This is a genomic window from Akkermansia biwaensis, from assembly GCF_026072915.1.
In the GTDB taxonomy this organism is placed as follows: domain Bacteria; phylum Verrucomicrobiota; class Verrucomicrobiia; order Verrucomicrobiales; family Akkermansiaceae; genus Akkermansia; species Akkermansia biwaensis.
Genome location: NZ_AP025943.1, coordinates 1850178 through 1875453 on the forward strand (window position 1 = coordinate 1850178; position 25276 = coordinate 1875453).

Annotated in this window: 18 protein-coding genes; 10 read left to right on the forward strand and 8 right to left on the reverse strand. The window is 57.7% G+C overall.

Features of this window, described 5'->3' with window-relative positions:
- Positions 1–55: 55 nt before the first annotated feature.
- The 6 genes from OQH67_RS07550 to OQH67_RS07575 all read left to right on the forward strand — a co-directional run bounded on the left by OQH67_RS07550 (position 56) and on the right by OQH67_RS07575 (position 7195).
- Complete coding sequence (locus tag OQH67_RS07550; protein ID WP_215458934.1) at positions 56–514, forward strand: cyclophilin-like fold protein; 459 nt, start codon at positions 56–58, stop codon at positions 512–514.
- A 189-nt stretch (positions 515–703) separates the two neighbouring features.
- Complete coding sequence (locus OQH67_RS07555; protein WP_215435210.1) at positions 704–2041, forward strand: hemolysin family protein; 1338 nt, start codon at positions 704–706, stop codon at positions 2039–2041.
- Positions 2038–3363: a hemolysin family protein gene (locus OQH67_RS07560; RefSeq protein WP_215435211.1), complete on the forward strand. Its 1326-nt coding sequence runs from the start codon at positions 2038–2040 to the stop codon at positions 3361–3363. Before OQH67_RS07555 ends, OQH67_RS07560 begins: the two co-directional genes overlap by 4 nt.
- A gap of 90 nt (positions 3364–3453) precedes the next feature.
- The gene (locus OQH67_RS07565) at positions 3454–5733 is read left to right on the forward strand and encodes a tetratricopeptide repeat protein (RefSeq protein WP_215435212.1); all 2280 of its coding nucleotides are present in this window, start codon (positions 3454–3456) and stop codon (positions 5731–5733) included.
- A 19-nt stretch (positions 5734–5752) separates the two neighbouring features.
- Positions 5753–6493, forward strand: coding sequence for a TlpA family protein disulfide reductase (locus tag OQH67_RS07570; protein ID WP_215435213.1), 741 nt, complete (start codon positions 5753–5755; stop codon positions 6491–6493).
- Between the two features lie 30 nt (positions 6494–6523).
- On the forward strand, positions 6524–7195 hold the full coding sequence (locus OQH67_RS07575) for a TetR/AcrR family transcriptional regulator (RefSeq protein WP_215435214.1): 672 nt from the start codon (positions 6524–6526) through the stop codon (positions 7193–7195).
- A gap of 8 nt (positions 7196–7203) precedes the next feature.
- Here OQH67_RS07575 and thiE read toward each other — a convergent pair whose 3' ends face one another.
- A complete protein-coding gene (gene thiE, locus OQH67_RS07580) occupies positions 7204–7848 on the reverse strand; it encodes a thiamine phosphate synthase (protein ID WP_251828210.1) in 645 nt (214 codons plus the stop codon).
- A gap of 87 nt (positions 7849–7935) precedes the next feature.
- Here thiE and OQH67_RS07585 point away from each other — a divergent pair, with 87 nt between their 5' ends.
- From OQH67_RS07585 to OQH67_RS07595, 3 genes are read left to right on the forward strand one after another with little or no spacing between them, the layout of a single operon-like run.
- A complete protein-coding gene (locus tag OQH67_RS07585) occupies positions 7936–8982 on the forward strand; it encodes a quinone-dependent dihydroorotate dehydrogenase (protein ID WP_215435215.1) in 1047 nt (348 codons plus the stop codon).
- A gap of 28 nt (positions 8983–9010) precedes the next feature.
- The gene (dnaE, locus tag OQH67_RS07590; protein ID WP_215435216.1) at positions 9011–12535 is read left to right on the forward strand and encodes a DNA polymerase III subunit alpha; all 3525 of its coding nucleotides are present in this window, start codon (positions 9011–9013) and stop codon (positions 12533–12535) included.
- Positions 12536–12548: 13 nt separating this feature from the next.
- Positions 12549–13100 (forward strand): GNAT family N-acetyltransferase, encoded by a 552-nt coding sequence (locus OQH67_RS07595; RefSeq protein WP_215435217.1) that lies wholly within the window; start codon positions 12549–12551, stop codon positions 13098–13100.
- Positions 13101–13331: 231 nt separating this feature from the next.
- Here OQH67_RS07595 and OQH67_RS07600 read toward each other — a convergent pair whose 3' ends face one another.
- Together OQH67_RS07600 and OQH67_RS07605 are read right to left on the reverse strand one after the other, a co-directional pair.
- Complete coding sequence (locus tag OQH67_RS07600; RefSeq protein WP_215435218.1) at positions 13332–13760, reverse strand: GNAT family N-acetyltransferase; 429 nt, start codon at positions 13758–13760, stop codon at positions 13332–13334.
- 314 nt (positions 13761–14074) lie between these two features.
- Positions 14075–17728, reverse strand: a complete 3654-nt coding sequence (locus OQH67_RS07605; protein ID WP_215435219.1) for an autotransporter domain-containing protein — start codon at positions 17726–17728, stop codon at positions 14075–14077.
- A gap of 468 nt (positions 17729–18196) precedes the next feature.
- Between OQH67_RS07605 and gad the strand changes: the two genes are divergently transcribed.
- A complete protein-coding gene (gad, locus tag OQH67_RS07610) occupies positions 18197–19597 on the forward strand; it encodes a glutamate decarboxylase (protein ID WP_215435220.1) in 1401 nt (466 codons plus the stop codon).
- Between the two features lie 288 nt (positions 19598–19885).
- Here gad and OQH67_RS07615 read toward each other — a convergent pair whose 3' ends face one another.
- The 5 genes from OQH67_RS07615 to OQH67_RS07635 all read right to left on the reverse strand — a co-directional run bounded on the left by OQH67_RS07615 (position 19886) and on the right by OQH67_RS07635 (position 25180).
- Complete coding sequence (locus OQH67_RS07615; protein WP_215458933.1) at positions 19886–21241, reverse strand: DUF2851 family protein; 1356 nt, start codon at positions 21239–21241, stop codon at positions 19886–19888.
- A 22-nt stretch (positions 21242–21263) separates the two neighbouring features.
- Positions 21264–21791 (reverse strand): STAS domain-containing protein, encoded by a 528-nt coding sequence (locus tag OQH67_RS07620; protein WP_067573801.1) that lies wholly within the window; start codon positions 21789–21791, stop codon positions 21264–21266.
- A gap of 121 nt (positions 21792–21912) precedes the next feature.
- Positions 21913–23451 carry a prenyltransferase/squalene oxidase repeat-containing protein gene (locus tag OQH67_RS07625; protein ID WP_215435222.1) on the reverse strand — a complete coding sequence of 513 codons (1539 nt, stop codon included), beginning with the start codon at positions 23449–23451 and terminating at the stop codon, positions 21913–21915.
- Between the two features lie 230 nt (positions 23452–23681).
- Entirely contained in the window at positions 23682–24299 is a 618-nt protein-coding gene (locus tag OQH67_RS07630; RefSeq protein ID WP_265145406.1) for a hypothetical protein, read from the reverse strand.
- The gene (locus OQH67_RS07635; protein ID WP_265145407.1) at positions 24227–25180 is read right to left on the reverse strand and encodes a prenyltransferase/squalene oxidase repeat-containing protein; all 954 of its coding nucleotides are present in this window, start codon (positions 25178–25180) and stop codon (positions 24227–24229) included. Before OQH67_RS07635 ends, OQH67_RS07630 begins: the two co-directional genes overlap by 73 nt.
- Positions 25181–25276 lie beyond the last annotated feature (96 nt).

Consider the following 25276-nt stretch of genomic DNA (forward strand, 5'->3'; position numbering starts at 1 on the left):
CCGCAAAGCGTCAGGAACAATAATCTTCTCTCCTGCTTTGGCGCTCCTGCTCTGCATGACTTCATGCGATGCGGACGGAACCGCCGGACATTCCGGGGCCGATGCTTCCCACGGAGATATGGCTGCCGGTCATCACCCGCAAAAAAACAACGCCATGAACAACATGATCAAAATAACCGTCGGCTCCTCAACATTCACGGCCACCCTTTCAAATAACGCGGCTGCGGCTGCATTCCGGGCACTGCTGCCTTTGACGCTCAAGATGGAGGACGTCAACGGGAATGAAAAATTTTATCGCCTCTCCAGGCACTTGCCCGTTGCCGCTGCCAACCCGGGAACCGTGCGTGAAGGGGATTTGATGTTGTGGGGCACCGGGGGACTGGTTCTCTTCTACAAGACTTTTTCCACATCCTACAGCTATACGCGGCTGGGGCGCGTTGACAATGCCGCCGGGCTTGCGAAGACCCTTGGCTCCGGGGACGTGGAAGTCACTTTTGAACTGAACCAGGAATAACGGAATAACGCGGAAAACGGGAAACATTGCAGTGGAGATGTGACTATCCGCAGCAAATGGCGGAACCTTGAACGGCAGGGAAGGGGAGGTTTTTCCATGGCATAAAATTATGCAGGGAAATCTTGACAGGGCTTTTGCGGTTTCTATGATGCGGATGCCCGTTGCGTTTTACGGACACCCCAGGAATTCATGATTCTTTTCATCATTTTCGTTATTCTCCTTTTGATTCTGGTCAACGCCTTTTACGTTGCCGCAGAGTTCGCCGCCGTGAGCGTGCGCCGCAACATGATCCGTGAAATGGCGGAGGGCGGCAGCAAGGTGGCCGTTCATTTGCTGAAAATCCTGGAGAACACCCGCGAGCTTGACCGCTACATTGCGGCCTGCCAGTTCGGAATTACCATTTCCAGCCTGATTCTGGGTGCGTACGGGCAGGTGCAGTTGTCTTCCTACCTGCTTCCGCTGTTTGAACGGTTCGGCGGGATGGACTCCGTGATGGCCGCCTCCGTTTCCGCCCTGGTTGTTCTGGTGGGGTTGACGGTCTTCCAGGTGATTCTGGGGGAACTGATGCCCAAGTCGCTGGCTCTCCAATTTCCGCGGCAGGCGGCCCTGTACACGTATTACCCCATGCGCTGGACGCTCACTTTCTTCGCGTGGTTCATTGACTTCCTGAACGGGAGCGGCCTGCTGCTGCTCAAGCTCTTCAGATTGCCGCCGGGCGGCCACCAGCACATCCACTCCCAGCAGGAAATCAACATGCTGCTGGATGAAAGCCATGAGGGCGGCCTGCTGGAAGAGGACGAGCACGAGCGGCTGCACAGCGCGCTCTCTCTGGCGGAACGCACCGTGGAACAAATCATGATTCCCCGCTTCCAGCTGGTCTGCCTGGATGTGGACGCCACGCAGGAGGATATTCTGGACATGATCTCCGGCAGGCCCCACACCCATATCCCCATTTATGAGGGCAACCGCGAATCCGTGATCGGCATGCTGCACATCAAGGACATGGTGGCCGCTTACACGGAAAAAGGCGTTCTTCCCCCTTTGCGCTCCATGCTGCGCCAGGTGCCGTGCGTGATGGAAATGCAGACGGTGGAAATGCTCATGTCCCAGTTGCGCGAGGAAAAGGCCAAGGAAGCCTTCGTACTGAATGAATACGGAAAATTCGTGGGGCTGGTGACGCTGGAACGCCTGCTGGGTGAAATGGTGGGGGACATCGACGATGAATTCATCCGCTCCGGAGAAAAGGTGGAATACCTGCCTGACGGCTCCGTCAGAATTCCCGGAATGATGCGCGCCCACAAGGCGGAATGCCTGGTTCCCTTCCTGATGAACGGAGCCACGACGGTGGGCGGCTGCGTGATCAAGCACATGTCCTGCATTCCGAAGGAGGGGGACCGGCTGATCATCGCTGGGCGCGTGCTGGTGGTGGAAAAAATGGATCACAACCGTGTATCCTCCGTCCTGCTGCTTCCTCCTGAAAAAAAGGCGGAAGGTAAACCTGCCGTGGAAAGCGGGGTGGATATATGATGACGGTTCTCATTATTCTGCTGCTGATCGTTCTCAACGGGCTGTTTGTGGCTGCGGAATTCGCTCTGCTCGGCGCTCCCCGCGCGGCCCTGGAGCAGATGGCGGCCTCCGGAAACATGGTGGCGCGCCACATCACCCAGGTGCTGAAAACTCCCAGGCTCCAGGACCGCTACATTGCCACGGCCCAGCTCGGCATCACGTTTGCCAGCCTGGGGCTGGGCATGTACGGGGAGCATACCATGGCCGTATGGATTCAGGAATGGCTGGGCCGGTACGGGTGGGCTTCCTGGCTGGTGGCGCACGGTGCGGCCAGCGTCCTGTCCGTGGGCTTGCTGACGTATCTCCACATCGTTCTGGGGGAAATGGTGCCCAAGGCCCTGGCTCTTCAATACGCCACGAAGCTCTGCCTCATCATCACCATGCCCATGTACGTCATCCAGCTCTGCCTGTATCCTCTCGTGGTGGGCATGAACACGCTGGGCAACTTCTTCCTGGGACTTTTGGGGGTGGACAGGAATGAATCCAAATCTCACTACCATTCCGCGGAGGAACTCCAGTACATCATTGAGGAAAGTCATGAAAACGGCGCTCTGCCGGAAGAATCGGGCCGCATCATGGACTGCCTGTTTGACCTGGATGACTTGTATGTTCACCAGGTAATGACGCCGCGTGTCCGGATAGATGCCATTCCGGAAGGGGCGGACCATGAGCAAATCCGGGAAATCGTGCGCCGCACCCGCCGCACGCGCTACCCCGTTTACCGCGGGGACCTGGACCATGTGGTCGGGATGGTTCATGCCCGCGACCTGTTCCGGATCATGCTCCGGGGGGAATCTCTGGGGACCCAATACATTCATTCCATTCCGAAGGTCCCCAAAACCGTCAAATTTGACAATGTGGTGGAAATCATGCGGAGGGACAACGTGCGGCTGGCCATTATCCTGGACGAACACGGCGGCACTTCCGGCCTGCTCACCCTGACGGACGTATTTTCCGAGGTAATGGGCTGGGACCGCGGCCGCATCCGCGTTCTGACGGACCTGCCGCCGGACGCCGTGGGATTTTCCTGCGACGTGTCCGGCCTGGCCCGCATCGGCGAACTGGGGGAAGCCTTGGACATGGACTTGCAGAATGAGGAAATAGACACCGTGGGCGGTCTGGTCCTCAACCTGCTCCAGGCTCCGGCGCGGGAAGGCGATATTGTCGGCTACCTCGGTTTGGAATTCAAGGTGACCCGGACGGACAACGGAGGGGTGGAGCGGTGCGTCGTCACCCGGATTACCCCGCTGATGCGGGAAGAGGCGCTGGAAGGCGAGGAATAACTGTTCTTCGCCACTTTCTCTGCGTTTCCGGGGGATTTGCGTAAAAGTTCCTTGGTGGAGCGTCTATAATGTGGCAAGATATTCCCCGCCATGTCTGAAACTGAACCTTCCCGCGTTTCCAGCAAAAAGCCATCCGTGAAAAAATGGGTGGTTCTTATTGTCGTGCTGGGGGCGCTCGTGGGACTGGGAACCATGATGAAGGCATGGATGGAAAGACGGGCGGGAACAGGCGTCCAGCCGGCCGTATTTACGGGCGGCAGCGAGCACTGGGACCAGAATGAAGTTCCCGTTTCCATGCAGTGCGGCGCCTGCCATGAAAAGGAATTCAGGCAGTGGGCCGGTTCCGACCACGCCTGGGCGTTCCGCAAGCTGGGGGACCAGTGGGAATCCGAGGCTTTCCACAACATGAAGCTGAGCGCCCACGGCAGCGTTCTCCAATTTTCCACGGACGGGCAGGGACGTACCGTTCACGACGGACAGGCCAATACCTCGTGGCGGGCGGAATGGGCCACGGGACGCATCCCTCTGGTGCAGTACCTAGTCCCCGCGAAGGATGGCGGCTACCATACCCTCAGCGCCGCATGGGACGTGAACCGCAAGGAATGGTTCGATATCTTCGGCAAGGAAGTCCGCCAGCCCGGCGACTGGGGCCACTGGACGGGCCGCGGCATGAACTGGAACACCCAGTGCGCCTGGTGCCACATGTCCCTGTTCCATAAAAACTATGATCCCGTCAAGGACCGCTACGCCTCCACCTGGAAGGAACCCGGCGTCACCTGCATCCAGTGTCACGGCCCCCTGCTGGACAAGCCGGAGGCGGGAACGGGATGCATGATCTCCACCAAGAACAAGCTGACGCCTCAGCAGATTCACGACAACTGCGCTTCCTGCCATGCCCGGCGCGATGAATTCGACCATGATTTTGCCGTGGGGGACCGCTTTGACGACCATTTCCAGCTGGTGCTTCCCGTTCAGCCCGGCGTATTCTGGCCCAACGGCATGCAGAGGGACGAGGACTACTGTGAAACGGGGCTGCGCCTGAGCCGCATGGGCAAGGCGGGCGTCACCTGCCTGGACTGCCATGATCCGCATACCGGCACGCTCAAGCTTCCCCAGGAGGACAACACGCTCTGCATGAGGTGCCACGGTACGGGAGAGGCTGTCAACGGAGTGAAAGCCCCCGTCATTGACATCTCCAAACATACTCCGTGCCCGCAGTCCAGCATGGGCGCGCGGTGCGTGGAGTGCCACATGCCGGAAAGCCTGTACATGGCGCGCGACCCGCGCCGCGACCATTCGTTCAATTCCCCGGATCCGCTGCTGAGCGTGGAACTGGGCATCCCGAACGCCTGCACCATGTGCCACCGGGACAAGAGCAATGAATGGGCCGCGGAAGCGGTGAAAAAATATTACGGGCCGGACCCCAAAATGGCGAAATACAGGGATCGTACCAGGGCCGTGCAGCATGCGTATGAAGGCAAGGAGGATGTTCTGCCCCTGTTGATGGAATGCTTCAGGAAGGAGGAAGTGGGGGCATGGCGCGCCACGCTGCTGGACCTGATGGACTCCTGGGCTCATGAACCCGCCGTGCAGGAACTGGCTGCCGGAGCGGTGAATGATCCGGATGCCCTGACCCGTGCCGCCGCCGCCAAGGTAATGGGCCGCGCGAACAATCCTTCCGCCGGAAAACTTCTCAATGACCCTCTCAAGGTCGTGCGCCTGCAGGCGGAATGGGCCCTGCGGGATTCCCTGCCGCCGGACAGCCCCGGCATGAAGGAACTGACGGCGGCCGCACTGCACCAGGCGGACCAGCCCTCCGGGGCCATGAAGCTGGCGCAGATCGCCATCAGCCGGAAAGACGCCAGAGCGGCGGAACAATGGTTTGCCAAGGCATTGAAGTGGGATGCCACCTCCTCTGTCGTGCACCGGGACTACGCCGTATTCCTGGCATCCCAGGGCCGCAGCGGGGAAGCCGTGGAACAGATGAGGGAGGCGGTGCGGCTGGCTCCCCGGGACGCCAACCTGTGGTACCTGCTGGGCCTGGGCCAGATTGAAAACAATGACGAGCCGGGGGCGCTCCAATCCTTTGACGAGGCGCTCAAAATAGAACCCGCCTTCATCCGCGCCCTGTTCAACCGCGCCCTCCTCAATGAAAAGGTGGGACGTCTGGAACAGGCGATTCAGGATCTGGAAAACTGTTCCTCCCTGGACAAGGAAAACCCGGATATTCCCTTCACCCTGGCGGTCATGCTGTACCGCAACGGCCATTACCGGGATGCCGCCGCCGCCGCCGCGGAAACCCTGCGCCGGGAGCCGAGGCACGCACAGGCCAGACAAATTCTGGAATCAGCTTCTCGACACGGAAAATAAGATGTAGTATATCAATGTCATGTGTTTGAATTTTCCTTCTATTCGGACTCTGTTGGCGGGAGCGTTCCTGCTGGGCACTTCCCTCGGCTTTGCGGAATCTCAGGACTCTGCGGCGGACCCCTCCCTCCGCACCTGGACGAACAAGACTACGGGCACCACGGTGGAAGCGCGTCCCATAGCCCTGAACATGAAAACCGTCAAACTGGTGACCACGGCCAAAAAGCCCATCACTATGCCGTTGGAAAAACTTTCTGATGAAGACCGCACATGGCTGGAGGAGCACAAGGACGTTATCGGCAAGCCCCTTTCCGAATGGTCTTCCACACCGTCCGGACCGCTGGCCGAGGAAATGAAGGGGCAGACCTACATGCTGGAGGACGGCAAGCTCAAGAAAAAGGACGGCAAGCTGAACGCCAAATATTTCATTCTCTATTTCAGTGCAAGCTGGTGCGGCCCGTGCTGCCGTAATGCCCCGCACAGCGTGGAATCCTACAACAAGGTGGTGAAGGAAAACCCGGATGTGGAAGTCATCATGTGCAATCTGGACCAGAATCTGGAAGCTGCCCAGAAATGGGCCGCGGCCAACAACATGCCCTGGCCTGTCCTGCTGCGGAAGGACCTGACGGAAATGGCTAAAAAGGTCGCTCCGCGCGGTATTCCTACGATGGTTTTGATGGACAAGGACGGAAAAGCACTCCAGTCCTCCCAGAATATGGAACAGTTGGTGAAGGCGGCCGGTTCCTCCCGACCATCACGCTAGGCGCAAAAACTTTCCCGCCTTTTTGAAACGATGCCCGCAGTCCGTAAATCCCAGGCCGACCGTTCCGCGGAAACCAGCGGCAAAATTCTCCGCGCCGCACAAAAGCTTTTTGCCCGCAGCGGCTTTGACGGCGTGACCATGCGCGCCATCGCCTCGGAGGCCGGGGTGAACCTGGCTTCCATCGTTTATTACTTTGAAAACAAGGAAGGGCTTTATCTCTCCGTCTTCCGCCATTATGCGGAACCTCTGATGGAAGAACGCATGAAACTGCTGAAGGAGGCGGACAGGGAACCGTCCCTCAGGGCGTACGCCCGCGCATTCATTGAGCCTGCCTTCCGCATACTTCTGGACGAAAGCCTGGGCGGCCCGGACCATATGCGCCTGCTGTGGCGCCTGCCGCAGGAACCGGAATGCCTCGTTGAGAAAATCTATGACGAATTCTACGCCCCTGTCATCCGGGAAATGACGGAAAGGGTTCGCCAGATCTGTCCGTGGGGAGATGAACTTTCCCTGTCCTGGCATGTTCATATCATGAGCTCCATCTTTCATGCCACGCTGGGTAAATACGCCACGCGCCCCGACCTTCACGACAAGGAACCCTGGATGAAGGACCAGGACCGCATCCTGAAAATGATCGTGGACACGGCCGTGCTGCTCATTTCCCGTCCGGCTCTTTCTCCGGATAAAGAAGGGAACGCATAAAACCCTTTCTAGGCCTCTCCGAGCCGCCTCCTTACCGCCTCAACGGTTCCCGTGATGTCGGGATGCGTGAGCAGCCAGGAAACGATCACGGCCCTTGTCGCCCCGGCATCCAGAACGGCGGGAAGGGTGGCCTTATTGATGCCGCCGATGCAGAAGACGGGGAAATCCTCCGGAAGCTGCGCCTGCACGCCCGCAATGTGCTCCAGGCCGATCGCCTGCCTTCCCGGCTTGGTGCCTGTGGGAAACAGGGGGCCGAATCCTATGTAGTCCGCCCCCTCCCGGAAGCCGCCCAGCGCCTGTTCCGGGCTGTGGGTGGAGCGGCCTATGAGGGCGTCCGGCCCCAGCAGGCTCCGCGCGGCCTCCAGCTTCCCGTCTTCCTGCCCCAGATGCACCCCGTCTGCGCCGATGCTCCGGGCGACTTCCGGGTAGTCGTTGATGATGAAAAGACAGCCGTATTCCCGGCACAGGGGGGCAAGTTGGCGGCCCATGCGCTCTATATGCTCCGGGGCGTGGTTCTTCGCCCTGAGCTGAAGAATGCCCAGCCCTCCCGCCAGCAGTTTTTTTGAGACAGGTATCAGTTGATCTTCAGGTATGTATCCCAAATCCACAATGCCGTACAGGCGGCAGGCGGTGAGGCGTTCCATCCGGTTCATGCACGGGAATTGTACCGGATAAAATCATCCGGGCAAGACGCTTCCCAATCTTGACCGTAAAGGGCTGTGTGGTACACTCCCCCCATCGTGTCCCCCGCATTATATTCTGCTGCCAAAAGTTTGTTGTTCCAGTTGAATCCGGAAACTGCCCACAACCTGACGCTGTTCGGGTTGCGCATGGCTGAAAGGATGCGCGTTCTCCCCCTCCTGATGGGTGGCGTACCTTCCGATCCGGTGGAAATCCTGGGCATGAAATTCCCCAACAGGGTGGGCCTTGCCGCCGGGATGGACAAGGAGGCGGATACGGTCAGCGCCTTCGGCCAGGTGGGATTCGGCTTTGTGGAGGTGGGAACGCTGACGCCGCGCCCCCAGCCCGGCAACGACAAGCCCCGCCTGTTCCGCCTCATTCCCCAGCGTGCCATCATCAATAGAATGGGCTTCAACAATCACGGCATTGCCGCCGGCGTGGAAAACATCCGGGAGGCCACCCGCTTCAACGGGGTGCTTGGTGTCAACATCGGCAAAAACAAGGTGACGCCGAACGAAGATGCCGCCCAGGACTACCTGGCCTGCCTGAGAGCGGCGTGGCCCGTGGCGGACTACATTGCCATTAACTTCTCCTCCCCCAATACGCCGGGTCTGCGCGACCTCCAGGCGGCTGAGCCCGCCGCGCGCCTGCTGGCTTCCCTGAAATCGGAACAGGCGAACATGGCGGCGGAAACCGGGCGGCAGGTTCCCATCTTCATGAAAGTGGCTCCGGACGTCACGGACGAACAAATCACGGAACTCAGCCGGGTCTTTCTGGATGAAGGGCTGGACGGCCTGATCGCCACGAACACTACGCTTTCCCGCACCGGCGCGGAAAACAGTCCGCGCAGGGAGGAAGCGGGCGGCCTCTCCGGTGCACCCCTCACGGCACGTTCCACGGAAGTAATCGGGGCCTTTGCCTCGGAATTGAAAGGCCGCATCCCGATCATCGGCGTAGGCGGCATCATGAGCGGGGCGGATGCCGTCGCCAAAATCAAGGCCGGCGCCAGTCTGGTCCAACTGTATACGGGCTTCATCTACCGGGGCCCCAACCTGATCCGGGAATGTGTGGAAGCCATGAAGGCGGAATGCCCCGTAAACTCCTGAACCCCTCACCCTGCACAGACCCTGATTCATGGCGGACACCTTCGTACACCTCCACAACCACACGGAATACTCCCTTCTGGACGGCGCCGTCCACATCAAGGACCTCATTGCGGAATGCTCCCGCATGGGAATGCCCGCCGTCGCCGTCACGGATCACGGCAACCTCTTTGGAGCCATTGAGCTGGTCATGGAGACCAACAGCCTCAACAAATCCGCGGAAGCCTGGAACAAGGAACACCCGGAAGGCCCATGGAAACAGCCCGTGAAGCCTATCTTCGGCTGTGAAGTGTACCTCTCCCCCACGCCCATCGGCGTGAAAAAGCAGCTTCCCGGCCGGCGCAAATACACACACCTTCTTCTTCTGGCGGAAAATGAAACGGGCTGGCAGAACCTGGTCAAGATGGTCTCCCGCTCCCATCTGGAAGGCTTCTACTACAAGCCGCGCGTGGACATGGAAACCCTGCGGGAATTCCATGAGGGCCTCATCTGCTGCACGGCGTGCCTTGCCGGGCCCCTCAATGAATGGCTGCTCAACGACCAGCCGGAAAAGGCGGAAGAAGCCCTGCTGGCCCTGAAAGATGTCTTCGGGGAGAACAACATCTTTGTGGAATTGCAGGACCACGGCATGGAGGAACAGAAAAAGTGCCTTCCGGAACTGGTGCGCATCGCCCGCAAAACCGGAACGCCCATCCTGGCCACCAATGACGTTCATTTCCTGAAAAGGGAGGACCATGACATGCACGATGCGCTCATCTGCATAGGCACCAACGAAAAACTGGCCTCCCCCAAGCGCATGCGCTACTCCACGGAAGTTTACCTCAAATCCCCGGAGGAAATGAGGGAAGTATTCAAGGACTATCCGGACGCGCTGGAAAACACGCTGAAAATCGCGGAGCGCTGCAATGTCACGATCAAGCTGGACTCCACCAGCACGGAAAAATACCCCGAATTCGGCACGCCGGACGGCTCCACACGCGAGGAATACCTGCGCAAGGTGTGCTACAAGGGACTGGAAGAACGGTACGGCAAGGAGCGCGTGGCCGCGGACAAGGAACTGTGCGCCCGCCTGGACTATGAACTGGGTATCATCAACCAGTTGAAGTTCGCTTCCTACTTCCTGATTACGGCGGACTTCATCAACTGGGCGAAGGACCACGATATTCCCGTGGGGCCCGGCCGCGGTTCCGCCGCCGGCTCTCTGGTGGCGTACGCCATGAAAATCACGAACATCGACCCGTTGCGCTTCGGCCTCATCTTTGAACGCTTCTTGAATCCGGAGCGCGTGAGCCCGCCGGATATCGACATTGACTTCTGCCAGACGCGCCGTCCGGAGGTGATTGACTACGTACGGCAGAAATACGGGGAGCGCGCCGTGTCCCATATCATCACGTACGGCACCATGGGCGCCAAATCCGTTCTCAGGGACGTGGCGCGCGTGATGGACATGTCTTATGCCGACGGCGACCGCATCTCCAAGCTGATTGAAACGGGGCCCAAGGTGACGCTGCAATCCAGCTATAAAAGCAATGAGGAACTGCGCGACCTTATTGCGTCCGATGAAGCGTACACGGAACTCTGGGGGTACGCGACCCGCCTGGAGGGCCTGATACGCAACGTGGGCGTGCACGCCGCAGGCGTCGTTATCGGTGACCGTCCCCTGGACGAACACGTGGCCCTGACCCGTGACGACCTTTCCGATCCCCACGCCGCCGTCGTCGCCCAGTGCGACATGAGCGCCATTTATGAAGTGGGGCTGTTGAAAATGGACTTTCTGGGGCTGAAAACCCTCACCGTCATGCACGACGCGGAGGAATACGCCCGCTGGCGCGTTCCGGAATTCAGACTGGACGACGTGCCCCTGGACGACCGTGAAACACTGGACCTGCTCAACAGGGGGGACACGATGGGTGTGTTCCAGTTGGAATCCGGCGGCATGGTGGATACCTGCCGGAGGTATGGCATCCAGAAAATTGAAGACATCATTGACTTGCTGGCCCTGTACCGTCCGGGAGCCATGCAGTTCATGGATGAAATGATCGAGGTCAAGAAGGGCATCCGGAAGGTGGAATATGAACACCCCCTGCTGGAGCAGGTCAGCGGAGAAACTTACGGCGTGATGATCTACCAGGAACAGGTGCAGGCCGCGGCCAAGCTGCTGGCGGGCTACACGCTCGGCGGCGCCGACCTTCTGCGGCGCGCCATGGGTAAGAAAGACCCCGCGAAAATGGCCAAGGAAAAGGCCCACTTTGTGGAAGGATGCTGGAAAACCAACCAGATTGACGAAAAAACGGCCACGGCCATCTTTGACAAAATTGAAAAATTCGCCGGGTACGGGTTCAACAAATCCCACTCCGCCTGCTACGGCCACATCTCCTACTGGACGGCCTATCTCAAGGCCCACTTCCCCGTGGAATTCCTCTGCGGCCTGATGTCCAATGAAGTGAATAACGACAAAATCGGCGTGTTCATCCAGGAGGCCAACCGCATGGGCATTGAAATCCTGCCGCCCAACGTGAACAAATCCATGCTCAAATTCACTCCTGAAGAAACGCCTTCCGGCAAGCTGGCCGTGCGCTACGGCCTGGCCGCCATCAAGAACGTGGGTGAAGGCGCCATGCAGATTCTTCTGGAAGAGCGGAACAGGAACGGGGAATTCACCAGCATGGAGGACATCTGTAACAGGCTGGACTCCAAATCCGTCAACAAGAAAATTCTGGAATCCCTGATTCGCGCTGGTGCGCTGGACTGGACGCTGGAACCGCGTTCCGTCATGTTCGAGCGCGTGGACCTGGCCCTCAGCGGCGCCTCCCAGGTGCACAAGGACAAGGCGCTGGGGCAGGGCTCCCTATTTGACATGACCTTTGAGGCCCCCAGGGTAAAAGATGAGCCTCCCGTTCCGGAATGGCCCAAGGAACAGCGCATGACTGATGAAAAAGACTTGCTGGGCGCCTACTTCTGCGGGCACCCCTTGGATTCCATGCGCGGTGTCATTGATGCGGAAAAATACACGCGCATCGGCCTCATAGACTCCCTGGAATCCCACGAACTCAAGCAGAAGCACCAGATTGCCGGCATGGTGCGCTCTGTCATTCCCAAAATCAGCAAGGCGGGAAGGAAATTCGCCATCCTGACCCTGGAAGACTTTACCGGAAGCGTGGAAGTGCTTCTGTGGTCGGACGTCTATGAAAAAGCCCTGGAAATGGAAGGCGGCCTGGAACCCGGCGTCTTCGTGGCCGTGCGCGCCAACATCCGGGAGGACGACCGCACCTCCTCCAAGAGCGTGGCCGCCCAGGGCATTGACCCGCTGGGCGGGAAAAAGCGCAGAACCAAATCCGGAGACCAGGGGCCGCTGAACATCATTGTCAGTCCCCTGCGCCACACCAGGGAAAACTTGGAACATATCCGGAACATCCTGAAAAAATATCCTGGCCGCGGCAAGGTCAACCTCACCATCAAGGACAGCCTGGGGCACAGCCGGATTCTGGAGCTGGACGAGCAATTCCGCGTCAACCGCTGTGCCGCGCTGGAAACGGAACTCTCCATGTACAACTGAAAAACCTGAATTCGTGAAAAAGGAACCGCATGTATTTCCGGAATCGGCCCGTTTGAAATTCCGGGCGTGGGAGGAAGCGGACTGGCCCTTTTTTGCGGCCATGAACGCCAGCCCCCTGGTGATGCGCTTCTTCCCTTCCGTGTTGACGGAGGAGGAATCCCGCTCCATGTGGGACCGCATGCGGGCAGAGCTGGATGAAAAGGGCTATGGCCTGTATGCCGTGGAGCTTAAATCCTCCGGCGCCCTCATCGGCCTTCTGGGCTTCCATTGGGTGGAATTTGAGGCGGAATTCACCCCCTGCGTGGAAATAGGCTGGCGGCTGGTGCCGGAAGCCTGGGGGTATGGTTATGCCACGGAAGGAGCCGTGGCGTGCCTGGAATACGGATTTTCCCGCCTGGGATTTGACCGGGTGTACTCCTTCGCCGCCTGTGTGAACCATCCTTCACAAGCCGTGATGCGGCGCGCCGGAATGAAAAAAACGGCGGAATTCAACCATCCGAAAGTGTCTGCGTCCTCTCCTCTCCATCCGCACGTTTTATACATGCTGGAAGCTCCATGCAAATAATGGGGAAAGACGGTTTATTCCCGGGGAAGACCCTTCGGAAATAAAAAAGGCAGCCGTGGGGGCATGGCGGCCATCCGAGTGCAAGAGGACCTCCGGTGGCTTTGACTTCCCAGTCTGCCGGGCGTGAACGGAGCATTCCTCCATGTGAAAAAGACGGATTCCCTTTTCGCGTTTCTTCCGGCCATTCCCTCCGGAGGAATGAAAACTCCACCGTTTTTCAGAGCAAACCTGTTAAACCAATCTCATGTATAAAACAGGGTACGGATTACCTTGTTCGTCGTGATCCGTTCTTTTGTAAACCTGGAATCCCATGTGTTCGTAAAATCCCTTGGCCTGCGGATTTTGTTCGTTGACTCCCAGTGTATTGATAGCGAAATTCTGCATACCGTACTGAAGCAGCTTCCTTCCCAATCCCCGCCCCGTTTCTTCCGGAGAAATAAACAGCATTTCCAGCTTTTGCCCCTCTATCCCCATGAACGCTGCGGGAACGCCCTGGCCATTCTCTGCGACAATCAAATGAGAAATATCTCTCAATGCTTGAGGAACATATTTTTTGATATCTTCCATATCCGCTTCTGCCAGAAAAAAATGCGTTGCCCTGACCGAGTTTTCCCAGACGTTCAGGAGCTGTTCCAGCAACAGGGAATCCCTGTCTTCCATGTCGGCTATCCTTATATTCATACCGCGTCCAATTTTGATTAATTAAGTACTCCTCATTTGCCAAAGGCGCAACTGCTGAATTTTCCACCATTCTAATTTCCGCATATAACCATGTCAAACGGACCCTGCCGCGCCATGGTTTCATGCCGCTATTCATAAACGTTCTGACAGTATTTGTGGAACTGGCGGTTTTGCTTGCGGGGGCGCATGGAAAATCAAACGGGATGCAGTTCCATAGGAGCTGCATCCCGGTGATTCGGGGTTGGGGCTGTGGGCCTGGGAGGAAGCACTCTCCCAGCCCCGTTGTTTGCGACTTAGAAGGCGTAGCTTACCCCGGCGTTGACCCGGTGGTAGGTTGACTTGCTTCTGCCTTCAAATTCATAACCGCCGTAGGCCGTCCACCGCGGATTGATGACCACAGTGCTGTTGTAATTGACGCGCACGGCGTTGCGGTCCGGGCGGGACCCCCTGGCAGTCCAGGAAAAATCGTTCATCAGGCGTCTGGCGCGGGTTTCCGGATTGTCGCGGACCACGTCGGGAACGTAGCTCACGGCCAGGCTGTTCACCCACAGGACTCCGTTGCTGAATTGCAGGGACTTGCTGATTCCCACACCCACGGGGAGGCTCAGGTTCTTCAGGTCTCCCCTGTCGAAATGGCGGGGATCATATCCCGTTTCCGTGAAGGAATTCTGATTCACCTGGGTGTACTCGATTCCCAGGAACGGGGACAGCGTCCATCCCTTGTTCAGCTTGTGGTCCCAGGTGGCCTGCAGGGTGGCGAAGCCCATCCTGTTTTCCCATTTGCCGTTGGACGAGCCGCCGGAATAGTAGGAATCCAGTTTGTTGCGGGTCCAGCCGTAGCCCAGGGTTCCTTGGATATTCAGCATGTTGCCGGGAGATATCTGCCTTCTCCATGCTCCGTAGAGCAGGGCCACGTAGGACGTCTGGTCCACTTCGCTGATCCACGTGCGGCTCTTGTTCTTGCCGTACAGGTTGCCGAAGGCGGCGCCCAGGATAGTGTTCGGCGTGAACCTGCGGTCGGCGCCCACGGCGTAGCCACCGCCGTTGTAATCGTAGCCGTCAATGCCGTTTCTGGTGGCATGATAGGTGAAATCGCCCAGACCGTTGACCCAGAAATTATTCTTGGGTCCCAGCAGGAAGCGGGTGATCCCCACTTTGCCCAGGGCGGCGTTGGAAACGGACTTCATGTTGGAAGCGGAGCTCCACATGGAATTGCCTATGTCCGCGCCGGCCAGCTCCGGCAGAATATCTTCAATGCCGCCGGTGGGGTTCCAGACCGCGTACAGTTGGTCGCCAATGCCATCGCCGTCCGTGTCTTCCCATTCCTTGGTCCAGTAGCCTTCATACGTGTAGGAGGATTCGACTACATTCGTTCCTGTAGTGGTAGAATAAATGTCGTCGAAATCGTTCGTTCTGTTGCCTTCCGTGCCATCGGTGTAGGAAAGTGCCAGGAATCTCTGCTTGGTTGCCCAGCGCTCGTGAGCGTAGTCGTCCAGAGTGTCGGCCACGCCCATCAAGCCGCCGAGCGTGTGGGAATTGGCCTGTTCAATGCTCAGACCGGAGCTGTAATCGTCCATGAAGGGGCGCAGGTCGAAGATGACGCCCTTGCTGAAATCGATTGTGTCACCGCGGAAGACCGCACCGCGGCCAGCCCTCAGGGTAGCTCCCTTTGCAAAGGCGATGGCTTTGCTGTTCACGGAGCTGTTGCCCGTGATTTCCAGAACGCCCTTGTTGATGGTGAAGGAGGAATTCTTGGCCAAATCGCTGTTGCCGTATGTGACGCCGTTTTCCAGGATCAGGGTGCCGTCGTACAGCGTCGTTTTTCCGGAAACATTGAAGTACTTAGATTCCGCCAGGCGATTCTGCCACTCTTCCTCAGATTCTCCTGCGGCCTGGGTGATCAGCTTGTCCGCCTCCTCCCCCGAAAAGCGGATGGTTCCGCTGAATTCAGGAGCCGTTCCCTCATAGGGAGCGGTATCCACGTCTTCGGACTTGTTGAAGTCATAGACGATGTTGTCATATTCCGCTCCGTCGCCTTTATTGCGGAAGGGGTCATAAAAAGTGACTGTCCTTCCTTCCTGGGCACGGAGTACCACGCTGTCCATGGAAATGCTTCCGTTGGTTCCGAATACAAGAGAGTTCAGAATAGGGTTGTTCCCTCCGCGTTTTTCCGTGTTGCCTTTCACGATGATATCTCCCTGGTCTGCGGAGAAGACGGCATCCTTGTAATAAAGGAGCATGGCCCCTGCAGCACCGTCAACGGAGTTGTTCTCAATGAGTACGCCGCCGCGGTTGTTGATGAATTCCAGCCCGTTGGCTGTCTGAAGCGCGCCTACGTCCCACTTGGCCGAGTTTCCCGAGATGGTGACCTTTCCTGTATTGACGAAGGACGTTCGTCCGTCCACTAGCAGGGCTCCGTAGCCGTAATCCGTGGACTTGTTTCCGGAAATGGAGATGTCTCCCGTATTGGAAAAGACAAGGTTTCCGTGGAACTGCCCCACGCCGTAATGATAACCTGCCGTATTATGATCCAGGTTAATGTTTCCGGTTCGGGTGAAGGACGCATCGCCATTCACCTCGATGGCTCCATTGTAGTTGCCCGCGCTGTTTCCGGAAATGGAAATATTTCCTGCATCCGTAACGCTGAACGTTCCGTAAAGGCGGAGCGCTCCGTTGGAGCCGGCGGTGGTGTTGTTTTCCACGGTGATGTCGCCGTTGTTGGAAAACGTGGTGTTGCCGAAGACGGCCACGCCGCCCATTTGCACGCCTGAACTATTTCCGGAAATAGTGATATCTCCCGTATTGGTGACGTTCCAGTTTTCGTCAATCATGCCAACGGCATAGCTCTTTTCCGCGTGGTTGCCGATGAAGGTGATGGAGCCTACATTGTCGAGGTTGAAGCTTCCGCTGACGCGGAATGCTCCGGCGCTGTTGCTGGCGTGATTGCCTTCAAAGCGCAGGTCTCCTTGCACGTTGAAGATGTCCATGTCCTGGCCGCTGTAAATGGCTCCGAAATTGCCGTTGTAATCGGAGGCCTTGTCACCGGCGTCCGCCCGGTTGTTCCTGAAAATAACGTCTCCTGTGACGCCGTTTATCGTCATGCCGCCTCCGGTCCCTTCCTGGCCGTCCACGGTGCCCGCATAGGCATAAATGGCTCCGGCCATCCACGCGGAATTGTCTTCAAAGATAATGTCTCCGCCAATACCCCGGAAGGTAATGGCATCTTCACCTTCGGGAATGTAAGTCTTCATGTTGGAGGAGGAGGAATCATTGGCTCCGGCATAGATAGCCCCTCCTATGTTGGCGTGTGCGCTTGTCGGAGAATGCCCGGTGGTATTCCCGCTGAACAGAATGGACTTGGTATTCTCGAAAGTGATTGTACCCTTCACAAACAGGGCACCCCCCAGGGCCTGCCCCTGTGCGGCGCTGTCTCCCAGCTCATTGTTGGTGAAGGAGATGTTGCCCATGTTGGAAAAGGTGGCATCTCCGCGCACGTTCACGGCTCCACCGGCGTTGGTGTCGGCATTCACGATGGACTTGCTGCCGTTGAAGGAAAGATCCCCCATGTCCGTGAAGACGAGCATTTCCGCGCGGATCGCGCCCCCTCCTTCATTATCGTTGGTCCAGCGGTCGCTGTGGACGGAGGAACAATTTTCAAAACTCATGGACATTCCCGTGCCGCCAAACGTCATGACGGACGTATTGGGGGCCGTAGCAGGATCCGTGGTTTGGTTGAAGAAAACGCTGCCTGCGTAAACGCCGTCGTTTGTCTGGAAGTTTTCAAAAGACAGGTTTTCCTTCAAATTGTAGGTAATATTTCCGTCTGTTTCCTGCCGGGCAGTGACGGTGCCCTGGTAAAGGTCTTCACTCTGCTGGGCCGTCCCCGTTTGCATCAGGGAAGAGGCCATGAGGAACAGGATGGCGGATACTGCTAATTTTGGTTTCATGAATATGCGGTATAAGGTTCTTTGTTTGATGTCCAGATTGGCACGGGATCACGTGCGCCCGGGTGGGTGGGCTTTTTGCGTGATAGATCCGGCGTCTGGAATGGTAGGAGTCTTTACACCATGAATTTTCTCACGCAATGACGCGTGATTCCGGAAGGAAAACCGCCATCCATTTCCGGTTGGCCGTTGAAATTGAAAATGTCGCGACACATTTTTTGTTAGATAAAAGTTTGTGTCATACATAGAGTGCAATTAGAATTTATATAATAAATAATAATAAAATTGTAATTATATGATTTTTAATAATAAATGATAAATAAATGAATTCTTGTTCATGTATTCTGATTGAAAAGTTATGACAAGGGGAATGACAATGGAAATATGAACGCTTCCCGGCTTGCGGGCTTCTATCCATGTATGTGGGAAGCCTGACCGGGCTTTCCCGTAAATGAAAAAATACATACCGTCATGTTTGCTCCAAATCAGAAACCCGATACCGCTCGTGCCGAGAACTCCATTTTCGGTTCTCCGGAGGCGGACAATATTTTGCCCAAGACTCAATTTCCCGACTATGCCATGCGTCCAGAGGATGCCTACCAGCTCGTGTCCGATGAATTGATGCTGGACGGCAACGCCCGCCAGAACCTGGCAACCTTCTGCCAGACCTGGGATGAAAAGCAGGTGAGGATGCTGATGAACATCAGCATCAACAAAAACATGATTGACAAGGATGAATATCCGCAGACGGCGGCCATTGAAATGCGCTGCGCCGCCATTCTTGCCAATCTGTGGAATGTAAATCAGGATGAAAAGCCCATCGGCTGCTCCACCATCGGTTCCAGTGAAGCGTGCATGCTCGGCGGCATGGCTGCCCTGTGGAGATGGCGCGCCCGCCGCAAGGCTGCCGGCAAGCCGATCGACAAGCCCAACCTCGTATGCGGCCCCGTGCAGATCTGCTGGCACAAATTCTGCCGCTACTGGGACATTGAAATGCGTGAAATCCCCATGGCCCCCGGCAAATGGAAAATGGACGTTGAACGTATGCTGGAACAGGTAGACGAAAACACCATCGTGGTGGTGCCCACCTTTGGCGTGACCTACACGGGCGCTTATGAATTCCCGGCGGACATCGCCAAGGCCCTGGATGACTATGAAGCCAAGACCGGCATTAACATTGACATCCATGTGGACGGCGCCAGCGGCGCGTTCCTGGCTCCCTTCTGCGCTCCGGACATTGCCTTTGACTTCCGCGTCCCCCGCGTGAAATCCATCAGCACGTCCGGCCACAAATACGGCTTGGCCCCCCTCGGCTGCGGCTGGGTGGTGTGGAGAGACACTTCCGAACTGCCGGAAGGATTGATCTTCAACGTGAACTATCTTGGCGGGGAAATCCCCAACTTCGCCATCAACTTCTCCCGCCCTGCCGGCCAGATCATCTGCCAGTATTACGACTTCATTCGCCTAGGCAAGGAAGGATATACCAATATCCATACCCAGGCATATGACGTGGCGCAGTACATTTCATCGGAAATAGCCAAGCTGGGACCGTACGAATTCATTTGCACGGGCGATCCCAAGGAAGGCATCCCCGCCGCCTGTTTCTTCATCAAGGACGGGCAAAAGACGAATTACACCCTCTTCGACCTTTCCGACAAGCTCAGGACGCGTGGCTGGCAGGTGCCTGCCTTCACGCTGCCTGCGGATTGCCAGAATACGGTCGTGATGCGCGTGATGGTTCGCCAGGGCTTCTCCAAGGACTTGGCAGACCTCTTCCTGGAAGACTACAAGCGCATGATCGATTTCTTCGAGAAACACCCGGTCACCTCGCCGATGACTGCGGAAGAAGGCACCTCCTTCCACCATTCCTGATGGAGGAGGCCTCATAAGGCTTTTTGTTGGATGAATAAGTGTGTGTAAGCACGGCTCCGCAGTTGTCAAGGTTTGTGCGTGGACCTGGCGGCTGCGGAGCCTTTTTATACCCGGACGGCGCGGGTATTCTGCGGAAGTACCCGCCGTTTTTTCAGAGGCCGTTCCGTTGATGAGCTGCACTTGAACCTGCGGAATCCGGTCTGTTCCGCGCTGGATGGCCGTTCCGGTTTTTCGCTGAGCCGCCTTCTCCGGAGACCGGGCACAGCAGAAAAAAAGGATGCGGCCCGTTCAGGCCCCCTTCATATGCTCCAGCAGGGAGCAGACGCAGCAGGAATGCCGGAAACACAGGTCTTCATGAATTTGGAGAAGAGCCTGGTGATGCCATGCCCTCTTCAGGAATGCGGCCGCATCTTTTCTCTTTCCCAGAAGGCGCTGGTGGATGGAAAGAACTCTGGCCCCCGCCTGGGGACCTGGGCGCGTCAGATACAGTTTCCACGCTCGTTCGGAGCCTTCCCCCGGCAGAATATGGTTGATAATGAATTCCTGAATGCGGTCGCGGCCCATCAGGGCCATGGGACTTTTGGAAGGAGCGGAAGGCAGCGTGACATGGCTGCTCCAGTACGGATGTTTCAGGGAGGAGAGATAATCCGCCAGGTCATCCAGATGGTCGGGAGTGCAAAGCCGCTGGAAGGCGGAAAAATCGGCGGCGATAGTTGCCAGGGCGCCGATGCGCCGCTGGGGATGATTGGCTGGCCTGCTGCCCGACAGCGTCCAGGGGAACATGCGTTCCGGCGCCAGTTCAAAATGCTCGCGCAGGGGCCACCATTGCTCCCACAGCCTTTTATGATGGGCTATGGCTTCCGGCGTGCAGGAATCGGAAAGAACGGGAACCAGGAAGCCCGCGGTGCCGAAGAGCAGGGCTTCGGGACAATCCCGGAGCGCATGCAGGGGCGCCCGCTGCGCCAGGTGACGCATGGCGTTTTTATTGGCGTGGTAGCCCAGCGTCTCCGCCAGGTTTTCGTATAAAAGCTGCGAGGGCGCTGCCAGTCCGCCCCGTTGCGTGTGCCGGCGGTGCTTGAGCTGGAAGCGGTAGGCCGCCGCGGATTGCAGCAGGATTTCCAACTGTTCGGCAGGCATCGTTTCCAGAACCTCCGCATGGCGGCAGGAACGGTCCGGAGCGGCGGCTGGTAAGGCTTCCGTGCCATTCAGCATGGATGCCGGAATGACGGCCAGAGGGATGCGTTCATGCCGGGAATTGCGGGTGAACCATTCCTTGCGGCTCGGGGTGCAGGCAAGGTGCAGGATGACGCCGTCGAATGCGGAGTTGGAGCCGTGGTTGTGGCGTTCCCAGTCTTCCGGAGCGGAATCCAGTTCCATGTCTCCCGTGTACGGAACACCGTCCAGTTGAATGCGGGCATTCAGAAAATCCGGTCCGGCGGACTTGTTCCAGTCCCCGCAGTCCAGAATACGGACGGATCTTCCGAGATCGTCCGTGAAGGAAAAACCGAACCTGCCTTCCAGCAGCAGGAGCTGAAGCGTGCGTTCATCCGGCAATGCGGAATGCCGCGAACCGGCCCGTTCCCGGACGGAATCTGTTTCACTGGCGGACAGGGCGCTCCTGTACAGGGAGGCCAGGGAACTCATATCCATATCCGGAGAGGAGGATTTACTGGTCTTTCTGCCTCTTCAGCTCGTCCTTGAGGCAGTCGGTCACATTGCGGAATTTTTCTTCGTTCTCTTCGCTCAGCTCGCTCAGAGTCAGGTGGGAGTCGAGAACGTGGAGGGTTTGGTCCCTGGCGTCCAGATGAACGGCGGGGGTTGTCTCCGTACCGAGGTTGGCGCGTATTTGCTCCACTTTGCCCCGCCAGGGGGCGGTGGGCGGTTCAATGCTCAGCAGGGCGTCCAGTCCCAGACTTTCCAAAGCGGAAAGGCAGCGTTCGCTTGGGGAGGCTATTTGCACGGCTCCGTCAATGGGCATCAGCCTGCGGGCCAGCCCCGCCAGGGTTCCCATGAAGGTGGAATCAATGCCGGAACATGTTTCCAGATCAATCACAATCAGGCGTCCTCCGGAGGCGATGTATTCGTCCCCCAGCGACTTCACCGTGGGGCTGTTGGAAAAACTGCCGCGGCCGGAGCACCGAATCCACAGGAACTCGTCAAAACGGCCGAAAAGGATGGAAGAATTGTTATTCACGTTATTGGATAATGGAAACCGTATGAATAACAAGAGAAGCAGCGCCGGTCAAGTCAGGATTTAAGATGCATGGGGGTATAGGCGGGCCTGTCCGCAGGAAGGGGCGATAATTGACGGACCGTCACAAAACCGGACGGTTGAAGGCCATTCCGGCCCCTTCTCCAGTACCCGGCAGGAACCTGTAATAAACCTCCAGCATCAGCGTGGCCAGGCATTGGCGGTAAATCCTGTCGTTGGCATGGCGGTTCTGGCTTGTTTGAACGTTGCCGCCGGGGCCTCCGAACCCGTTGGGGGCAAAGCTGCCGTCGGAAGCCTGCGCTCCCAGGGTGGCGTCGCGGAAAGCCCTGTTGTAAGCCGTCCACACGTCCCCGCCGCGGTTCATGGCCGCCTGTACGCCGTAGTAATGCTGGTAGAGGTTGGAGGTGGTGTTGTTCGCCTTCCAGTTGAAAGGCTTGTTGGTGCTCTTGAGCATCCAGTCCAGTCCCTTGCGCGCGGCGCTGTCGGAGCCGCTGCCGCACATCTGGAGGGACAGCACCCCCACACCCACCAGGGACGGACGGGGTTCCTTGCCGTTTTCCTGGTAGGAAAACAGGCCGTCTGGCATCGCAGTCTTGCGGCAGTACATGGCGGCCTTGCGCAAGGCGGTGCGGATCTCGCCCTTGGTGGGCTTGATGCCGCCGTGTTGCGCGGCCTTCAGGGCCTGCACGTTCCATCCGGTGACGGAAAGGTCCGTGTGCGCTCCGGCTCTGGTGTTGTAATTGTAGGCCCAGCCGCCGTTATTGTTCTGTCCGTCCAGAATTCTGTCCACGGCCTTCACGGTGACCCGTTCCAGATTGGAGATGGAGGGAATGTCCATCTGCTTGCAGAAAGCATACGCCTCGCAAAGGGCATAAGTGGCGATGGCATGGTCGTAGCTGACCTCGTTCATCTGGGGAACCAGGGAAAGGACGGGAGCCTTCATGCCCTGGTCCACGAGGAAGGAAATGCCCTTGAGCACGCTGTCTCCAAACTCTTCGGAAAGCGGGGTTTCACAGTGGGCCAGGTAGGCCAGCAGGGCGAGCCCCGTCATGGAACACTTGTAATTCTGTCCTCCTCCGCCCCAGGAACCGTCCTTGTTCTGCTGCTTCTGGAGCCAGCGGAGGGACTTGACGACGGCTTCCTCGCACTGCGGGGTGCCTCCGTTCTCCGTGATGCGCTTCATGCGGTCGTTCAAATCGCAGCGTTTGGAAAGAGTAATGTCGTCCGGCTCGTATCCGCCGGGGCCCTTTCCGTTGTTAAAGCCGATATTGTCCCCGAATTCCAGGCCTTCGGAAAAGGTATCGGAGGGAATTTCCACGTCAATTTCCGGATTGTTGATCGGGACGTCCGTAGTGGCGGTGGAGACGACGATTCTTACTTCCGATTTCTGGTGGGGGCTGCTGGGACGCTGTGGCCGGGTTATTTCCGGTTTGATGGGGTCCTCGCCTCTTCTTTCCTCCATCGGGTACACGGTGACGGCAGGTTCTTCCGGAATGGCGGTGATGATATTCACCAGATAGAGCAGGAGCCCCATCAGGGCAACGCCGAGAAAGGAGACGGAGATGGCGGCAGCCAGGGATTTGGCGCGCTGCCTTTTTAATTCTGCCAGGACTTCTTCTGTACTTTCAATATGCAGGCTCATGAATAGATGGGTTGGTTATTGATCCCACCATCTCTCCAAAATATTTCATGAGCAAGATTAAAATTTATAATTAGCTTGTAATAAGAGTGTTGTTACTAAATTGTTACTTATGCGGAGGATATGTTCCACGCCTGCATGGCTCCGGGGACGGCTTCCGGAAGAGGCCGGAGGCAAAGAAAAAGCCGCCTTTCCCGGAGGAAAGGCGGCTGTGGGAAAACTGATGAATCCCGTCAGGAATTCTTGGTTCCTTCACCCGTCCCGGGAAGGAAGCGGTAGTAGGTTTCCAGCATCAATGTGGCCAGGCACTGGCGGTAGATATTCTTGGACTTTCCGCTCAGGCATTCGGCATAGCCCGTATCGTTGTTGCTGAAGCTGCCGTCCGGCTTCTGGCCGCCGAGAACGGCATCGCGGAAAGCCTTGTTGTAGGAGGCCCATACATCCCCGCCGCGGTTCATGGCCGCCTGCACGCAGTAATAGTGCATGTAAAGGTTGCTCTTGACGTTCTCCGTACCGGAACCCTTGCCCCATTCCAGGGTCTTGACGTTGTTCTTAATCCAGTCCAGTCCCTTGCGCGCAGCGCTGTCGGAACCGTTGCCGGTCATTTGCAGGGAGAGCACGCCCACGCCCACCAGGGAGGAACGGGGATTTTCTCCGTTTTCCTTGTAGGAGAATTTCCCGTCGGGCATGACGTTCTTGCGGCAGTACATGGCGGCCTTGCGCAGGGCGGTGCGGATCTCGCCCTTGGTGGGCTTGATGCCGCCGTGTTCCGCGGCCTTCAAGGCCTGCACGTTCCATCCGGTGACGGAAAGGTCGATGTTCGGATTGATTCTGTATAGCTGTAGGCCCATCCTCCGTTGGGGCACTGGGCGTCCAGAATCCTGTCCACGGCCTTCACGACGACTCGTTCCAGATTGGAAATGGAGGGAATGTCCATCTGCTTGCAGAAGGTGTACGCTTCACAGAGCGCGTAAGTGGCCACGGCATGGTCATAGCAGACTTCCTTCAGGCCGGGCTGTTCGGAAATAACCGGGTTTTTCATCCCCAGATCGACAAGGAAGGAAATGCCCTTGAGCACGTTCTCTCCGAACTCCTCGGAAAGCGGGGTTTCACAGTGCGCCAGATAGGCCAGCAGGGTAATTCCGGTCATGGACGCCTTGAACTGTCCGTCGCCCCAGGAACCGTTGCCGTTCTGCTGCTTTTTGAGCCAGCGGAGGGACTTGACGACGGCTTCCTCGCACTGCGGGGTGCCCCCGTTCTCCGTGATGCGCTTCATGCGGTCGTTCAGGTCGCAGCGCTTGGAAAGGATGCCGGGAATGCCTCCGCCGTCCCCGTCTCCGGTCCCGATGCCGAAACCGTCGCCGATGTCGATGCCCGTGGAAAGTTCTTCAGAGGGGACTTCCACTTCAATATCCGGGTTGACCACGGCCACGTCCGCGGAAGCTACGGCGGCAATGACCTTCACCTGGGCCGCGGCGGAGGAACTGCTGGGCCGCTGGGTGGTCTGGGTAACCTCCGGAGTGTCGATGTCCGGATTGTCGCCCTCCTGGGTGGCGTAGGCGACCATGGGGGGATCTTCCGGAATGGCGGCGATGATGTGCACCAGGTAGAGCAGAAGGCCCATCAGGGCGACGCCGAGGAAGGAAACGGAAATAGCGGCGGCCAGGGTTTTGGTGCGCTGCTTTTTCAGTTCCTCAAGGGCTTCGTCGGTACTTTCAATATGAAGGCTCATGGAGAGACGTGTCTGGTTGATGCTACGGCAAACTCCTTTTCATCCTTGAAAAACGGAGAGTTGCCGACATGCAAAAGTGTGCTGCAAGCCTTGCTG

Coding starts and splice junctions, on each gene's coding strand:
- gad (WP_215435220.1), top strand. CDS start 18,197: ATGTTTGCTCCAAATCAGAAACCCGATACCGCTCGTGCCGAGAACTCC.
- OQH67_RS07630 (WP_265145406.1), bottom strand. CDS start 24,299: ATGGGCCTACAGCTATACAGAATCAATCCGAACATCGACCTTTCCGTC.
- OQH67_RS07575 (WP_215435214.1), top strand. CDS start 6,524: ATGCCCGCAGTCCGTAAATCCCAGGCCGACCGTTCCGCGGAAACCAGC.
- OQH67_RS07570 (WP_215435213.1), top strand. CDS start 5,753: ATGTGTTTGAATTTTCCTTCTATTCGGACTCTGTTGGCGGGAGCGTTC.
- OQH67_RS07615 (WP_215458933.1), bottom strand. CDS start 21,241: ATGAGTTCCCTGGCCTCCCTGTACAGGAGCGCCCTGTCCGCCAGTGAA.
- OQH67_RS07560 (WP_215435211.1), top strand. CDS start 2,038: ATGATGACGGTTCTCATTATTCTGCTGCTGATCGTTCTCAACGGGCTG.
- thiE (WP_251828210.1), bottom strand. CDS start 7,848: ATGAACCGGATGGAACGCCTCACCGCCTGCCGCCTGTACGGCATTGTG.
- dnaE (WP_215435216.1), top strand. CDS start 9,011: ATGGCGGACACCTTCGTACACCTCCACAACCACACGGAATACTCCCTT.
- OQH67_RS07625 (WP_215435222.1), bottom strand. CDS start 23,451: ATGAGCCTGCATATTGAAAGTACAGAAGAAGTCCTGGCAGAATTAAAA.
- OQH67_RS07635 (WP_265145407.1), bottom strand. CDS start 25,180: ATGAGCCTTCATATTGAAAGTACCGACGAAGCCCTTGAGGAACTGAAA.
- OQH67_RS07605 (WP_215435219.1), bottom strand. CDS start 17,728: ATGAAACCAAAATTAGCAGTATCCGCCATCCTGTTCCTCATGGCCTCT.
- OQH67_RS07555 (WP_215435210.1), top strand. CDS start 704: ATGATTCTTTTCATCATTTTCGTTATTCTCCTTTTGATTCTGGTCAAC.
- OQH67_RS07550 (WP_215458934.1), top strand. CDS start 56: ATGACTTCATGCGATGCGGACGGAACCGCCGGACATTCCGGGGCCGAT.
- OQH67_RS07565 (WP_215435212.1), top strand. CDS start 3,454: ATGTCTGAAACTGAACCTTCCCGCGTTTCCAGCAAAAAGCCATCCGTG.
- OQH67_RS07600 (WP_215435218.1), bottom strand. CDS start 13,760: ATGGAAGACAGGGATTCCCTGTTGCTGGAACAGCTCCTGAACGTCTGG.